Source organism: Streptacidiphilus melanogenes (genome assembly GCF_000787835.1).
GTDB classification, from domain to species: Bacteria; Actinomycetota; Actinomycetes; order Streptomycetales; family Streptomycetaceae; genus Streptacidiphilus; species Streptacidiphilus melanogenes.
In genome coordinates, this window is record NZ_BBPP01000084.1 from 1 (window position 1) to 14,379 (window position 14,379).

The window sequence follows — 14,379 nt, forward strand, 5'->3', positions numbered from 1 at the left end:
CCTGGGAGCTCGGGGTGGCCGAAGGGGTCGCCGAGGAGCCGGACGACGGCGTGGCCGTCGGCGTGCCGGAGCCGCTGCCGCCGCCCGCGGGCGGGGTGGGCAGGGTGCTGCCGCCCGCGACCATCGGGATGACGGTGAAGATGTCGCAGACCGTCAGCTTGGCGGGGACCACCAGCGAGGCGCGGTTGCCCGGCGGGTAGACGCGCAGCGCGGTGGTGGCGGGCCGGCACTCGCCCGGGTCGTTCGTCATCCGGTTGCCGGTGTGGATCGTGGTGGTCGCGGAGGCGTGCGGGGCCAGCACCACGGCGCTGTAGGCGCGCGGGTCGTGGGTGGCGGGCGCGCCGACCTGGTTGCCGTGGGAGTCGAGCACCGACACCCCGGGGTAGCCGGTGAGGTGGCAGGTCGTGGTGCTGTGGTTGCTGAGCACCACGTCGTAGTAGAGCTGTCCGGCGCCCGCGTCCTCGCCGCCGAGGGCCCCGGTCAGCTGGGCGGTGGTGCACATCGGGGTGGTCGCCTGCGTGGCCGCGTCGGCGACCGGCGCGAACGCCAGGGCCGAGGCCCCGAGCGCCACCGAGGCGGCTCCGGTGGCGGCGGCCCTGAGGGCCTTGCTGCTGCTGCGCATGGTCGTGCGTCTCCCTTGTCCGAACGACTGAGCTCATCGATGCGACGGTGGGTCGAGCGGTGAGCGTCGAGCGGCAGGAGAGACGACGCACCCTGGGGCTGGGGTTGTAAAGGAATGTCAAAATCGTGGGCCCCGGCCACCGGACGGCGACCGGGGCCCACAGGGCTCCGCGGAAGGACGGTTGCTACCCCGCGACGGTCTGACGCGCCGCCGGAGCGGCCGCCTGGCGGCCGTCGCCGCTGAGCGCCAGCAGGATCGCGTCGACGCTCGCCTTGGCGTCGCCGAAGAGCATGCTGCTGTTCTCGCGGAAGAACAGCGGGTTCTGCACGCCCGCGTAGCCGGAGGCCATGGAGCGCTTGAAGACGATGACGTTCTCCGCCTCCCAGACCCGCAGCACCGGCATGCCCGCGATCGGGCTGCCCGGATCCTCGGCCGCGGCCGGGTTGACGGTGTCGTTCGCGCCGATGACCAGTACGACCGAGGTGTCGGCGAAGTCCTCGTTGATCTCGTCCATCTCCAGGACGATGTCGTAGGGCACCTTCGCCTCGGCCAGCAGCACGTTCATGTGACCGGGCAGACGGCCCGCGACGGGGTGGACGCCGAAGCGGACCTCGACGCCGCGCTCGCGCAGCTGACGCGTCAGCTCCGCGACGGGGTGCTGCGCCTGGGCCACGGCCATGCCGTAGCCGGGGGTGATGATCACCGAGCGGGCGGTGGCCAGCAGTTCCGCCGCCTCCTCGGCGCGCACCTCGCGGTGCTCGCCGTACTCCTCCTCGGTGCTGGACGGCGCCTCGATGCCGAAGCCGCCCGCGATGACCGAGATGAACGAGCGGTTCATCGCCTTGCACATGATGTAGGACAGGTAGGCACCCGACGAGCCGACCAGCGCGCCGGTGACGATGAGCAGGTTGTTGTCGAGCAGGAAGCCGGCCGCGGCCGCCGCCCAACCCGAGTAGCTGTTCAGCATCGACACGACGACGGGCATGTCGCCGCCGCCGATCGAGGCGACCAGGTGCCAGCCGAGCGCCAGCGCCAGCACGGTGACCACGATCATCAGCGGCAGGCTCGGGCTGACGGTGAACCAGACCGTGAGTCCGACGAACGCGGCCAGCGCGCCCAGGTTGAGGAAGTTCTTGCCCGGCAGCATCAGCGGACGCGAGTTGATCCGCGCCGACAGCTTCAGGAACGCCACGATCGAGCCGGTGAAGGTGACCGCGCCGATGAAGATGCCGATGAACACCTCGGCGTGGTGGATGCCCAGCAGGTCGGCGGCGATGCGCGTCTGCGCCGTGCCGTGCGACTCCACCTCGAGGTAGCTGTTCCAGCCCACCAGCACGGCGGCGAGGCCGACGAAGCTGTGCAGGACGGCGATCAGTTCGGGCATCTGCGTCATCTCGACGCTGCGCGCCCGCCACAGGCCGATCACGGCGCCGATCGCCATCGCGGCCAGGATCAGTGCGATCGCGCCGGCGGTGATGCTCTGCGAGGCCACCACGATGGTGGCGACGAGCGCGAGCGCCATCCCGGCGATGCCGTAGACGACGCCGGCGCGGGAGGTGCGGTGCTGGGACAGGCCGGCCAGGCTGAGGATGAACAGCAGCGCGGCGACCAGGTCGGCGGCGTGGGAGGCCGTCATGGAGGTCATCTCGGCTCAGCCTTTCGAGAACATGGACAGCATGCGGCGGGTGACGGCGAAACCTCCGAAGATGTTGACGCTCGTCAGCAGGATCGCCACGCAGGACAGCGTGGTGACGATCCAGCTCTCGTGCCCGATCTGCAGCAGGGCGCCGATCACGACGATCCCGGAGATCGCGTTGGTCACCGACATCAGCGGCGTGTGCAGCGCGTGGTGCACCTTTCCGATGACGTAGTAGCCGATGACCACCGCGAGCGCGAACACCGTGAAGTTCTCGGCGAGCTGCGCCGGGGCGAAGGCCACCAGCAGGAACATCGCCAGCATCCCGGCGCCGATCAGAGAGAAGCGGCCCACGGGCGTGAGCTTCGGCTGCTTCGGCTCGGGCTTCGCCGGTGCGGCGGCCGGCTGCGCGGCGGGCGCGGCCGAGACCGACACGGGCGGTGGCGGCCAGGTGACGTCGCCGGTCTGTACGACGGTGACGGCCCGCTGGACGACGTCCTCGAAGTCGATCGTCAGCCGGCCGTCCTTGCCCGGCGTCAGCAGCTTGACCAGGTTGACCAGGTTGGTGCCGAACAGCTGCGAGGCCTGGGCCGGCAGCCGGGAGGCGAGGTCGGTGTAGCCGATGATGGTGACGCCGTTGTCGGTCACCACCGCCCGGCCCGCGACCGTGCCCTCGACGTTGCCGCCCATCGCGGCGGCCATGTCGACGATGACGCTGCCCGGCTTCATCACCGCCACGTCCTCCGCCGTCAGCAGGCGCGGTGCGGGGCGGCCGGGGATGAGCGCGGTGGTGACGACGATGTCCACGTCCGCGGCCTGCTCGTGGTAGAGCGCGGCGGCGGCGCGGTCGTAGTCGGCGGAGGTGGCCTTGGCGTAGCCGTCGGTGCTCTGCTCCTGGACGACGTTGACCGGCAGGTACTCGCCGCCCAGCGACTTCACCTGGTCGGAGACCTCGGGCCGGGGGTCGGTGGCCCGCACGATCGCGCCGAGCGAGGACGCGGCGCCGATCGCCGCGAGACCGGCCACGCCCGCCCCGGCGACGAGGACCTTCGCCGGGGGGACCTTGCCGGCCGCGGTGACCTGGCCGGTGAAGAAGCGGCCGAAGACGTGCGCGGCCTCGACGACGGCCCGGTACCCGGCGATGTTCGCCATGGAGGAGAGCACGTCCATCGACTGCGCGCGGGAGATGCGGGGCACCGCGTCCAGCGACAGGGCGGTCACCCCGGCGGCGGCGAGCGCCTCGAGCAGCTCGGGCTTCTGTGCGGGGGCCAGCAGGCCGGCGATGGTCGCGCCTTGGCGCAGCCGGGCGATCTCGGGGTCGGTGGGGGCGTTGACCTTCAGGACCACGTCCGCTTCCCAGGCCTCGCCGCTGCCCGCGATTCCCGCGCCGGCGTCCAGGTAGGCCTCGTCGGTGAAGCCGGAGGCAGAACCGGCCCCGGACTCGACGACGACCTCGTAGCCGAGGCCCAGCAACTGGCGCACGGTCGCCGGGGTGGCGGCGACGCGCGTCTCCCCGGAGGCGGACTCGGCGACGACGCCGATGCGCTGGGGTGGGTGGTGCGCGGGTTCTTGAGCAGACATGTCTCGTGTTCTCTCGTCAGGGGAGGGTGTGACGGGGGATCCGCGATCGGGGGAAAGGGAGTGTCGTAGGGACTCCTTCCCCCTTGGTCGCAGGAACCTACCCGTCGGACGCGGGCATACCGACCGGTCAGGACCGTGACATGTTTCACTTTCGCCTCACTTGAGGAACCGGTGGCCCGCCTCCTGTTTTTCCGGCGTGTCGCCCGCCCGATCGGCCGTGCACGACCCGTCCGGATCGGGTCAGATCCGTGACGGTCGACGGGTCGCCCCCCGGCCCCGCGCGCCTGCCGAATCGGCCGTCGCGGGCGTACGCGCTGGTCAAACCACCCGGGGAGGTGTTGGCCCGAACATGACTTTGAGGCGAAGTAATGATTGCGCCCTACATCCAACCTACTTAGCGTGATCATGTCGGCGGGCCGCAGCGGACCGGCCACGCCCCGCCCACCCGGGGCGCCGCGCCGACCCTCGCAGAAAGGCACCACGCCACATGTGCGGGATCACGGGATGGGTCTCCTACGACCGGGACCTGACCACCGAGCACGCCGTCCTCGCCGCGATGAACGCCACCATGACCGACCGCGGCCCCGACGCCGGCGGCGTCTGGCTGGACACCCACGCGGCCCTCGGCCACCGCCGCCTCGCCGTCATCGACCTCGAGGGCGGCGCCCAGCCGATGACCGTCACCCACGACGGTCGCACCCTGCTCGCCACCACCTACAGCGGCGAGATCTACAACTACCGCGAGCTGCGTGCCGAGCTCGTCGCCCGCGGCCACGTCTTCACCACCGCCAGCGACACCGAGGTCGCGCTGCACGCCTACCTCGAGTGGGGCGAGGACTTCACCAGCCGCCTCAACGGCATGTACGCCTTCGCGCTCTGGGACCCGCGCAGCGAGGAGTTGCTGCTGGTGCGCGACCGGATGGGCATCAAGCCCCTCTACTACTACCCGACCGCCGACGGCCTGCTGTTCGGCTCCGAACCCAAGGCGATCCTGGCCCACCCCCTCGCCCGCGCCGTCGTCGACCGCGAGGGCCTGGCCGAGCTGCTGGCCTTCGTGAAGACCCCCGGCCACGCCGTCTACCGCGGCATGCACGAACTGCGCCCCGGCCACACCCTGCGGGTACGCCGTGGCGGCCTGACCGAGCGCCGCTACTGGGCGCTCACGGCCAAGGAGCACACCGACGACCTCGACACCACGATCCGCCACGTGCGCGAGCTGCTCGACGACATCGTCGAGCGCCAGCTCATCGCGGACGTGCCGCTGTGCACGCTGCTCTCCGGCGGCCTGGACTCCTCCGCCGTCACCGCGCTGGCCGCCAAGGCCCTGCGCGAGAGCGGGCACGGGACGGTGCGCTCCTTCGCCGTCGACTTCGTCGGCCAGACCGAGAACTTCCGTCCCGACGCGCTGCGCGCCACACCCGACGGCCCCTACGCCCACGCGCTCGCCGAGCACGTCGCCGCCGACCACCGCGACATCGTGCTGGACACGGCCGACCTCACCCACCGCGAGCACCGCGACGCCGTCCTGCTCGCCCGCGACCTGCCCATCGGGCTGGGGGAGGGCGACACCTCCCTCTACCTGCTGTTCCGCGCCATCCGGGAGCAGACCACCGTGGCCCTGTCCGGCGAGTCCGCGGACGAGATCTTCGGCGGCTACTCCTGGTTCCACGACCCCGCCGCCGTCGGCGCCGGCACCTTCCCGTGGCTGTGGGCCATCGAGCGCGGCTTCGCCGCCGAGAGCACCACCATCGGCCGGGACGCGCTGCTCGCCCCCGGTCTGCTCGGCAAGATCGACGTCCCCGGCTACCAGCAGGCCCGCTACCGCGAGGCCATCGCCGAGGTGCCGCGCCTCGCGGGCGAGAGCGGCCACGAGCGCCGGATGCGGGAGATCAGCCACCTCCACCTGACCCGCTTCGTCCAGACGCTGCTCGACCGCAAGGACCGCGCCTCCATGGCGACCGGCCTCGAGGTCCGCGTGCCGTTCTGCGACCACCGGCTGGTCGAGTACGTCTTCAACGCCCCCTGGGCGATGAAGACCTTCGACGGCCGCGAGAAGTCCCTGCTGCGCGCCGCCACCCGCGACGTGCTGCCGGACGTGGTCGCCGAGCGCGTCAAGAGTCCCTACCCCTCCACCCAGGACCCCGGCTACGCGGAGGTCCTGCGCGGCGACCTTCGCGCGCTCCTCGCGGACCGCGACGCCCCGGTCCGCGACCTGCTCGACGTCGGCGCCACCGCCGACGCCGTCGCCGACGCGCCCGGCCCGGACCTGCGCAACTCCGCGGAGGTCGTGCTCGCCCTCGACACCTGGCTGCGCAACTACGACGTCACGCTGGACATCTGACTTCGCCTCACTGCGCCCGCCGCCGACCGGAATCCGACCGGAATCCGGTCGGCGGCAGACGCGCGTCAGCGCCCGTAGGCCGAGGAGCCCAGCAGCACCTGATGGCCGACGAGGTGAACGTCCACGCCCGTCGCGGTCGAGGTCGCCGCGTCGAAGCCCACGCCGGAGGGCAGGGTGACCGGGTAGTCGTAGGAGCCCTGGCCGACCCCGGGCACCTGGATCTCGATCTCGTCCCCCTGCGCCAGCAGACTGCCGACGGCGTCCACCTGCCGCCCGTCCCACGCGCCGGTCACCCGGATCCGCGCCTCCTGCTCGTTCGAACCCGGAGCCGGGCCCACGGTCAGCGCGCCGCCGCGCGACATCAGCCGCGTCACCACGCCCGACAGGTCCTGGTACGAGAGCGTCAGATCACCCGTGACCAGCTGGGCCTGCGCGCTGCGAGCGGTCAGCGAGGTCACCTGCAGGTCGTGCAGGTCCAGCGTGAGCCGCCGTACGTTCAGGTAGCCGCCCTGCGGATGCTCGGAGGTGTCGAGCGTGAAGTTGCCTGCGTCCAGCGTGACGTGGTCCAGCTGTCCGCTCAGCGCCTGTGTCAGGAACGGGAAGCCGTCGATCGCGACATGGGTGTAGCCGTCCGTCGTCCCCTGGCCGTAGCCGTACTTCTGCTGTGCGAGCTGCGCCGCCTGCTGCTCGGCGTAGTTGTCCGCCAGCCGGTCCACCACCGTGCCCAGCACCGCGAGCACCACCACCACGATCGCCAGCACCTTGACCCAGCGCCGCCTCATCGCCTCGACCCCCCGTTTCGGCTCCCGCCGCCGGCCCCCGCCGGCGGTCGCGGAGCAGGCTAGCGGCAGGCATCGGTCGTGTGCGCACCGGGGTGCCCGCCCGGCGGGCGACGACGCGGCCGGACTCCGAGGAGCCGCGGCCGTCGGCCTAGGATCGGGGCATGTCCAGCGACCGGCTCATGCGGATCCACAGTGCCGAGTTCCACGCCATGGCGGAGCGGGTGCTGCGGGTCACCGAGCTCACCTCCCGCCTGAACGTCCTGCCCTTCGACGACGAAGCGGGCAAGGCGGAGCTGTTCGAACAGATCCTGGGCAGGCCGCTGCCCCCGCGCGTCACGATCTACCCGCCCTTCTACACCGACCACGGCCTGGGCCTCGACCTCGCCGAGCGCGTCTTCATCAACCAGAACTGCACCTTCTTGGACTACGCGGGCATCCGGCTCGGCGAGCGCGTCATGGTCGGCCCGAAGGTCACCTTCATCACCAGCGGCCACCCGGTCGATCCGGAGGAGCGCCGGTTGTACCTCACCGGCGCGCCCATCGACGTGGCGGAGAACGTGTGGATCGGTGCGGGCGCGACGATCCTGCCCGGCGTCAGCATCGGCCGCGACGCCGTCGTCGCCGCCGGCGCGGTCGTGGCCGACGACGTCCCGCCGGCAAGCCTGGTGACGGGCGGAAAGGCGAGCGTGCAGCGGCACTGGTGACGTCGCCGGTCAGGCGCCCGGCCCCGGGGTCGGCGCGTCCTGCGTGTGCGGTGGGTCCTGCGCGGCGAGCCGTGCGGCGCGGAGGGTGAGGTGGTGGCGTTCGGGCAGGCTCGCAGTGCGGTGGGCGGCCGTGCGGTAGTCGGCGACGGCGGCCTCGCGCTCGCCCGCGAGCTCATGCAGATGGGCGCGGACCGCGTGGAGCCGGTGGTGTCCGGCCAGCGCGGGCGGGGGATCGGCGAGCAGCGCCAGCCCGGCCGCCGGGCCCTCGACCATGGCGACGGCGACGGCGCGGTTCAGCGTGATCAGCGGGTTGTCGGAGAGACGGGCGAGCACCCCGTACAGGGCGAGAATCTGCGGCCAGTCCGTCTCGGCCGCCGTCGGGGCCTCGTCGTGGACGGCCGCGATCGCCGCCTGCACCTGGTACGGGCCGACCGGTCCGCGCGGCAGGGCCGCGGTGATCAGCGCGACGCCCTCGGCGATCGCGTCCGGGTCCCAACGGGTGCGGTCCTGCTCGGCGAGCGGGACGAGTTCGCCGTCCGGGCCGGTCCGGGCGGGCCCGCGGGCCTCGGTCAGCAGCATCAGCGCGAGCAGTCCGGCGACCTCCGGATCGCCCGGCAGCTGCGCGTGCACGCCCCGGGTGAGCCGGATCGCCTCCCGGGAGAGCTCGACCCGCCGCAGCTCGGAGCCGCTGCTGCTGGCGTAGCCCTCGTTGAAGATCAGGTAGAGCACGTGCAGCACCGCGTCCAGCCGGGCCGGCCACTCGGCCGCGTCCGGCATCCGGAACCGCGCGCCCGAGCTCTTGATCGACTGCTTGGCCCGGCTGATGCGCTGCCCCATCGTCGACTCCGGCACCAGGAACGCGCGGGCGATCTCACCCGTGGTCAGGCCGCCGACGGAGCGCAGCGTCAGCGCGATCGCCGAGGCGGGCGACAGGACAGGGTGGCAGCACAGGAAGAGCAGCGTGAGCGTGTCGTCCCGCCCGCTGCCGTCCACCGCGTCCGCATCCGCCCCCGGCGCCGCGCGGCGGTCGTCCGGGACCTGCCCGGCCACCAGCTCCTCGCGCCGACGGCGGGCCTGCTCGCTGCGGACCTGCTCGGTCATCCGGCGTCCGGCGACCTGGACCAGCCAGCCGCGCGGACTGTGCGGAACCCCCTCGGCGGGCCACTGCGAGGCGGCGTCGAGCAGCGCCTCCTGGACCGCGTCCTCGGCGGCGGAGAAGTCGCCCCAGCGGCGTGTGAGCACGCCGACGACCTGCGGCGCGAGCGTGCGCAGCAGGTCCTCGACGTCGGGTTCGAGCGCGGTCACAGGGCTTCGGTCACCTCGGTTCGGTCGGTGCGCCGTTTCACAGCTCGGCGGGCGGCCCGGCCATCACCTGGCGCACCTCGATCGGCATGTTCAGCGGCAGCCCGCCGGGGCCGGGCGCGGCGGAGACGTCCGCGGCGATCTCGATCGCGCGCTGCTCGCTCTCGCAGTCCACGATCCACCAGCCGGCGACCCACTCCTTCGACTCCGCGAACGGGCCCTCGGTCACCACGGGCGCACCGCCGCTGTGCGAGCGGACGATCTTCGCGGTCTCCGGCATCGCCAGGCCCTGGGCGTCGACCAGCTCACCCGCCTCGGACAGCGCCGTGTTGGTCTTCATCATGAAGCGGATGTGGGCCTGGACCTCCTCCGGCTTCCACTCGTCGATCTTGGGAAAGTCGACGTTCTTCTCGCTGAACTGCATCAGCAGCATGTACTTCATCGTTCCGCTCCTCGTTCGTCGTACCCGCCCCGGTGGGGGGCTCTCACGGGTAGGTAGAAGCACGCCCGGCGTTTTCGACATCCTCGACGAGATGCGCGGAAAAATCTCGGAGATCAGCCCGCGGCGTGCGGAACGTGCGGGATGCTCCCCTCCAGATGCAGCAGCAGTTCGCCCAGACGCTCGGCCAGCTCCGCGCGGTGCTCGGGCGGGAGCCCGGACAGCAGCGCGTGCTCGCGGTCCAGCTGCTCGGGCAGGGTGCGGTCGGCGAGTTCGCGGCCCGCGTCGGTGAGCGTGAGCCGGGCGACGCGGCGGTCGCGTGCGTCCGTGCGCCGCTCGACCAGGCCCTGCTGCTCCAGCCGCCGCAGCCGCTTGGTGACGGCCGCGCCGGAGGCGAAGGTCTCGCGGGCAAGCTCGCCGGCCGTCAGCGGCCGGGCGGAGCGGCGCAGCGTGCCGAGCAGGTCGAACTCGGCGCGGGTGAGCTGCTGCGGTTGCAACTGCGCGTCGGCGGCCTGCTGCAGCAGCGCCGCGCAGCGGTTGATCCGGCCGATCACGCCGATCGGCTCCAGGTCCAGCTCCGGGTGGACCTGCCGCCACTGGCGCATGATGCCGGTGACGATGTCCTCCCGGGTCTCGCGGCGGCGCTGTTCCTCAGACATGCGCGGCCTGCCGCTCCGTCAGCAGGGCCAGCATCCGGTGCCCCTCCTGCTCCACCTGTGCCACCTCCTGCAGCGGAACCGGTCGCTGCCACCACTCTCCCGCATGGCCGTCGGCGGATTCTCGCAGCTCGTGGAGCGTGTCGGCGAGCCGGGTGTGCGCGTCGCCGCCGACCGGCCCCGTGAGCGCCAGCCGCTGGGCGGCCCGCGCCTGGTGCAGCGCGGTCGTCAGACGCTCCCCGGCACGACGGTTGGTGACCAGGAACGCCGCCGCCATGCCGAGCGCCGCCCCGAACAGGGTGTCCAGCCACCGGTCGCCGACGAGCGTGCCGACGGGCTCGGTACTGCCGAGGCTCACCAGAAGCAGCGCCATCGGCGTCACGAAGACCTGCCCGAGCCAGTAGTTGCGGGTGATCGTCGCCTCCGCGCCGACCTGGCAGGCGGCGACGAAGAGCAGCGCGAGCAGCGCGCCGACGGCGGGGAGGTGGGTGAGCGGCACGGCGACGGAGAAGACCAGCAGGCCGAGCAGGCTCCCCACGGTGCGCTGCCACGCGCGCTGGAAGGAGACGCTGGTGTTGGCGCGGTGCACCGCGGCGGCGGTGACGACCGCCCAGTACGGATGCCCGACCCCGGCGGCCAGTGAGGCCCATCCGGCCAGCGCGCAGCCCAGTGCCACACGGGAGGCGAGCGGCAGGTGCACGCGCAGCGGCCGCGGCTTCCGGGGCCGGGCGAGCGTGAGCGCCGGGCCGTGCGCGCGCACCAGTGCGGGCGCCAGGCAGACGAGCCATGCCACCAGTCCGCCGACGGCGACCAGTGCGAGACGCACCGGCACCGCGTCCAGTCGCTGGTGCGGCAGGAAGAACGCCGACGCGGTCACGAACGTGAAGATCACGTTCCCGGGCGGCCCGAGCCGCGTCGCGTCGCACAGCAGCTTCTGCAGTCCGGCCATGAGCGCCGCCAGTGCCACCAGCACCACCGCCGAGCGCGTCAGCGACGCGGCCGTCAGCGCCACCCCGACGCTCGCCGCCATCCCGGCGACCACCCACACCAGCGTCCGAGCCCGCTCCCGGTAGGGCAGCGCGTGCGCGAACAGGGCGCACATCGTCCCGGCGGACGTGTAGGGCACGAGGTCCAGCCGCCCGAGCGCGAGCAGCAGCAGGTTCGGCAGCCCGGTGGCCACGGCCACACTGAACGCGGGCCGATGCCACGGCCCGACGGCGGGCCGCAGCCGCAGCGAGCCGCGCAGCGGGAGGGCGGGGTTCTGGAGCATGCGGATAGTTTAGCAAGTGTTTCACTCGTAAAATAAATGGGCCGAGGGTGGGAGCAACCGGCCGCCCCGGCGCCCGGCTCAGCCGCGCCCCCGCCGCCCGGCGGCGAGTGCGCTGGTGGTGTTCGCGGCGACGATCGCCGCGATGGCGAGCCAGTCGGCCAGGGGGAGGCGCTGGCCGAGGACGACCCAGCCGACCAGGGCGGCCATGACCGGGTGGACGCTCATGAAGACCCCGAAGAACTGCGTGGGGACCTTGCGCAGCGTCAGCATGTCGACGAGGAACGGCACCACCGACGAGAGCACTCCGGCCGCCGACGCGCAGGCCAGCGCCTGGGCCGTGAGCGGGTGTCGGGTGAAGACCAGCACGCCGACGGGCAGGTAGAGCAGCCCGGAGAGCGCGGCCGCCGCGCCCGGGCCCTCGGCGCCCGGGATGCGGGCGCCGATCAGGCGGTTGAGCAGGATGTACGCCGCCCAGCAGGCCGCTGCAGCCAGGCCGAGGCCCAGGCCCAGGTAGTCCGTGGTCGGTTTCGGGCGCAGCAGGCACACCACCCCAGCGCCGGCGGCCAGCGCGCACACGAGGTCGGTGCGGCGGCGGGAGGCGGCCAGGGCGACCGTCAGCGGGCCGACGAACTCGAGGGTCACGGCCAGGCCCAGGCCGACGCGGTCGACGGCCGTGTAGAGCGTCAGGTTCATCGTCGCGAAGACCAGCGCCAGCAGCAGCACCGGCCACCACTGCCGCCAGGTGAACCGCCGCACGTGCGGCCGTCCCGCAGCCAGCAGCACGACCGCGGCCACCCACTGCCGCACCGCGACCACCCCTGCCGGCCCGATGGCCGGGAAGGCGAGCGCGCCGGTGGCCGCGCCGAGCTGGTTCGACAGGGCGCTGCCGACCATCATGACGATGCCGGAGGCCGGAGCCGCGCCCACCCGTCGGCCCGCGTCCGCCCGGTCAAGAGACGCCTGGGCGTCGGACGTTGAAGAGGTCGTCATACCCGCAGCATGGGCCGCCCCGGTGGATGCGCAAAATGCATGCGCGCATCCAGCTATACGCTGAGCGTATGGACATCGAGCTGAAGCAGCTGCGCTGCCTGGTGGCCATCGTCGACACCGGGAGCTTCACCGACGCCGCGCTGGAGCTCGGCGTCTCGCAGGCCGCCGTCTCGCGCACGCTGGCCGGGCTGGAGGCCGTCTTCGGCGTGCGGCTGCTGCACCGCACCAGCCGCAGCGTCGCGCTCACGCCCTCCGGCACGCTCGTGCTGGGCCGCGCCCGCCACCTGCTGGCGGAGGTGGACACCCTGATGCGCGAGGTCGCCACCGGCCACACCAGGCTGCGGATCGGCCACGCCTGGTCCGCGATGGGCCATCACACCGCCGCCTTCCAGCGCCGCTGGGCCGCCGCGCACCCGGAGGTCGAGCTGCAGCTGATCCGCACCAACACCTCCACCGGCGGGCTGGCCGAGGGCGTGTGCGACCTCGCGATCGTGCGCGGGCCCGTCGACGCGCAGCGCTTCGCCAGCACGGTCGTCGGACTCGAACGGCGGGTGGTGGCCGTCGCCACGGACGACCCGTGGGCCAGGCGCCGGTCCGTCGGCCTCGACGAGACCCGCGGCCGCACCGTCGTCGTCGACCGCCGCACGGGCACCACCACACCCGAGCTCTGGCCCACCGGCGACCGGCCGACGCTGAGCTACACCAAGGACATCGACGACTGGCTCGCCGCCATCACCACCGGCCGGTGCATCGGCATCACCCCCGAGAGCACCGCGACGCAGTACCGCCGCGAGGGCATCGCCTTCCGGCCACTGCGCGGAACCGCGCCGGTCCCGGTCCACGTCGTCTGGCCGCGCCGCGACCCCCACCCGGCCACGGCCGAGGCCGTCGCTCTGATCTCCGAGCTGTACGCGGAGGGGGCCGCGACAGGCACCCGCCCCGGCTCCGGTCGCCCGTCGTAGTCGGATGCCTGTCGGCGGCGGTCCCGGCTCGGGGACCGCCGGTGTGAATCGACGGAGTGTCCGTTCGCAAGCGACCGGTGGCTTCGGCTGCCTGATCCACAGTGACGGAAGGCAGACCCGCTGCCGATCTTCCTCTACGAGAGCGGAGACCCGTCATGGATGACGGTCGCACAACCCTGCGGCGCCCTCGGGCCGATGACGCCCGTTCCGCCGACACGCACACCGCCGACACGCACACCGGCCCCGTGCCGTCCGGTCCCCGTCGACGCCGGCGGAGGCCGGTGTGCGCGGTGATCACGGCCGTGACCCTGGCGCCTGCCGGCCTGATCGCAACCGTCGGCCCGGCCTCGGCCGCCGCCCCCTGCGGCAACGGCGCCCCGGTGGACATCGGGACGTTCAGGTCATGCCTCTACGAACGCTCCGGCAGCGACACCTTCACCGTGCCCGCCGGGGTCACCTCGCTCACCCTCATCGTCGAAGGCGCCCACGGCGGTGCCGGCGCAGGCGTCGGCGGTGGCAGCGGCAACGTCGGCGGCTTCGGTGCGCGGGTGGCCACGACCGTGTCGGTCACCCCCGGCCAGGTCCTGCAGGTCAACGTGGGCGGCGCGGGCGGCCTCCTCGCCGGCGGGTTCAACGGCGGCGCGGTCGGCAGCAGAGGCGCCGGCGGCAGCACCGACACCAGCGACGCCGGTGGCGGAGGCGGAGCGTCGGACGTCCGCACCGGCCAGTTCGGGTTCAGCGTCCTCGGCCGGATCGTCGTCGCCGGGGGTGGCGGCGGTGGCGGCGGCAACGGCGCGGCCTTCAACAACTCCGTCTACCACCACACGGGCGGCCGAGGCGGCGCCGGTGGCGGCGGCAACGGCGGAAGCGGCACCAACGGCGACGGCGCGCCACTGAACGGCGGGGGCGGTCCCGGTGTCGCCGGCACGGGAGCGACCAACGCCACCCCGGGATCCGGTGGCCGCGGAGGCATCGGCGGCAACACCGCGGGCGGCGACATCGGCGTCGCCAGCGGCCTGCCCGGAGGCGCGGGAGCCGGGGGGCAGCTGGCGGGCGGTGGCCCCGGTGGCGCCGGCGGGGCCGGTGGAGGGGGC

General features: G+C 73.1%; 12 protein-coding genes and 1 pseudogene. 4 read left to right on the plus strand and 9 right to left on the minus strand.

Translation table 11 applies throughout. The annotated features are described in order from the left end of the window. From TR49_RS40695 to TR49_RS38615, 3 genes are all read right to left on the minus strand, one after another. A partial coding sequence (locus TR49_RS40695; protein ID WP_152627700.1) for a DUF4232 domain-containing protein occupies nt 1-622 on the minus strand: 622 nt, incomplete at its 3' end. A 184-nt stretch (nt 623-806) separates the two neighbouring features. Continuing rightward, nucleotides 807-2,267 carry a Re/Si-specific NAD(P)(+) transhydrogenase subunit beta gene (pntB, locus tag TR49_RS38610; protein ID WP_042390928.1) on the minus strand — a complete coding sequence of 487 codons (1,461 nt, stop codon included), beginning with the start codon at nt 2,265-2,267 and terminating at the stop codon, nt 807-809. Between the two features lie 6 nt (nt 2,268-2,273). Next, a complete protein-coding gene (locus tag TR49_RS38615; protein WP_042390930.1) occupies nt 2,274-3,839 on the minus strand; it encodes a Re/Si-specific NAD(P)(+) transhydrogenase subunit alpha in 1,566 nt (521 codons plus the stop codon). A 487-nt stretch (nt 3,840-4,326) separates the two neighbouring features. On the opposite strand from TR49_RS38615, the gene asnB reads away from it, so the two are divergent. After that, the gene (asnB, locus tag TR49_RS38620) at nt 4,327-6,180 is read left to right on the plus strand and encodes an asparagine synthase (glutamine-hydrolyzing) (RefSeq protein WP_042390932.1); all 1,854 of its coding nucleotides are present in this window, start codon (nt 4,327-4,329) and stop codon (nt 6,178-6,180) included. 65 nt (nt 6,181-6,245) lie between these two features. Here asnB and TR49_RS38625 read toward each other — a convergent pair whose 3' ends face one another. Beyond that, nucleotides 6,246-6,962: an LmeA family phospholipid-binding protein gene (locus TR49_RS38625; protein ID WP_236653742.1), complete on the minus strand. Its 717-nt coding sequence runs from the start codon at nt 6,960-6,962 to the stop codon at nt 6,246-6,248. Between the two features lie 161 nt (nt 6,963-7,123). Here TR49_RS38625 and TR49_RS38630 point away from each other — a divergent pair, with 161 nt between their 5' ends. Further along, the gene (locus TR49_RS38630) at nt 7,124-7,666 is read left to right on the plus strand and encodes a DapH/DapD/GlmU-related protein (protein WP_042390935.1); all 543 of its coding nucleotides are present in this window, start codon (nt 7,124-7,126) and stop codon (nt 7,664-7,666) included. 9 nt (nt 7,667-7,675) lie between these two features. Here TR49_RS38630 and TR49_RS38635 read toward each other — a convergent pair whose 3' ends face one another. From TR49_RS38635 to TR49_RS38655, 5 genes are all read right to left on the minus strand, one after another. Beyond that, nucleotides 7,676-8,971 carry an RNA polymerase sigma factor gene (locus tag TR49_RS38635; RefSeq protein WP_042390938.1) on the minus strand — a complete coding sequence of 432 codons (1,296 nt, stop codon included), beginning with the start codon at nt 8,969-8,971 and terminating at the stop codon, nt 7,676-7,678. Nucleotides 8,972-9,008: 37 nt separating this feature from the next. Next, a complete protein-coding gene (locus TR49_RS38640; protein WP_042390941.1) occupies nt 9,009-9,410 on the minus strand; it encodes a YciI family protein in 402 nt (133 codons plus the stop codon). A 113-nt stretch (nt 9,411-9,523) separates the two neighbouring features. Beyond that, the gene (locus TR49_RS38645) at nt 9,524-10,066 is read right to left on the minus strand and encodes a MarR family winged helix-turn-helix transcriptional regulator (RefSeq protein ID WP_042390944.1); all 543 of its coding nucleotides are present in this window, start codon (nt 10,064-10,066) and stop codon (nt 9,524-9,526) included. Then, entirely contained in the window at nt 10,059-11,333 is a 1,275-nt protein-coding gene (locus TR49_RS38650; RefSeq protein ID WP_042390946.1) for an FUSC family protein, read from the minus strand. Before TR49_RS38650 ends, TR49_RS38645 begins: the two co-directional genes overlap by 8 nt. Before the next feature lie 78 nt (nt 11,334-11,411). Further along, nucleotides 11,412-12,323 carry an EamA family transporter gene (locus TR49_RS38655; RefSeq protein ID WP_084725849.1) on the minus strand — a complete coding sequence of 304 codons (912 nt, stop codon included), beginning with the start codon at nt 12,321-12,323 and terminating at the stop codon, nt 11,412-11,414. A 68-nt stretch (nt 12,324-12,391) separates the two neighbouring features. On the opposite strand from TR49_RS38655, the gene TR49_RS38660 reads away from it, so the two are divergent. Both TR49_RS38660 and TR49_RS44285 read left to right on the plus strand, forming a co-directional pair. Beyond that, nucleotides 12,392-13,285, plus strand: coding sequence for a LysR family transcriptional regulator (locus TR49_RS38660; protein WP_042390948.1), 894 nt, complete (start codon nt 12,392-12,394; stop codon nt 13,283-13,285). A gap of 302 nt (nt 13,286-13,587) precedes the next feature. Beyond that, a pseudogene (locus tag TR49_RS44285) lies at nt 13,588-14,379 on the plus strand (hypothetical protein); the annotation flags it as partial.

Coding starts and splice junctions, on each gene's coding strand:
- pntB (WP_042390928.1), bottom strand. CDS start 2,267: ATGACCTCCATGACGGCCTCCCACGCCGCCGACCTGGTCGCCGCGCTG.
- TR49_RS38645 (WP_042390944.1), bottom strand. CDS start 10,066: ATGTCTGAGGAACAGCGCCGCCGCGAGACCCGGGAGGACATCGTCACC.
- TR49_RS38615 (WP_042390930.1), bottom strand. CDS start 3,839: ATGTCTGCTCAAGAACCCGCGCACCACCCACCCCAGCGCATCGGCGTC.
- asnB (WP_042390932.1), top strand. CDS start 4,327: ATGTGCGGGATCACGGGATGGGTCTCCTACGACCGGGACCTGACCACC.
- TR49_RS38630 (WP_042390935.1), top strand. CDS start 7,124: ATGTCCAGCGACCGGCTCATGCGGATCCACAGTGCCGAGTTCCACGCC.
- TR49_RS38650 (WP_042390946.1), bottom strand. CDS start 11,333: ATGCTCCAGAACCCCGCCCTCCCGCTGCGCGGCTCGCTGCGGCTGCGG.
- TR49_RS38625 (WP_236653742.1), bottom strand. CDS start 6,962: ATGAGGCGGCGCTGGGTCAAGGTGCTGGCGATCGTGGTGGTGGTGCTC.
- TR49_RS38640 (WP_042390941.1), bottom strand. CDS start 9,410: ATGAAGTACATGCTGCTGATGCAGTTCAGCGAGAAGAACGTCGACTTT.
- TR49_RS38660 (WP_042390948.1), top strand. CDS start 12,392: ATGGACATCGAGCTGAAGCAGCTGCGCTGCCTGGTGGCCATCGTCGAC.
- TR49_RS38655 (WP_084725849.1), bottom strand. CDS start 12,323: ATGACGACCTCTTCAACGTCCGACGCCCAGGCGTCTCTTGACCGGGCG.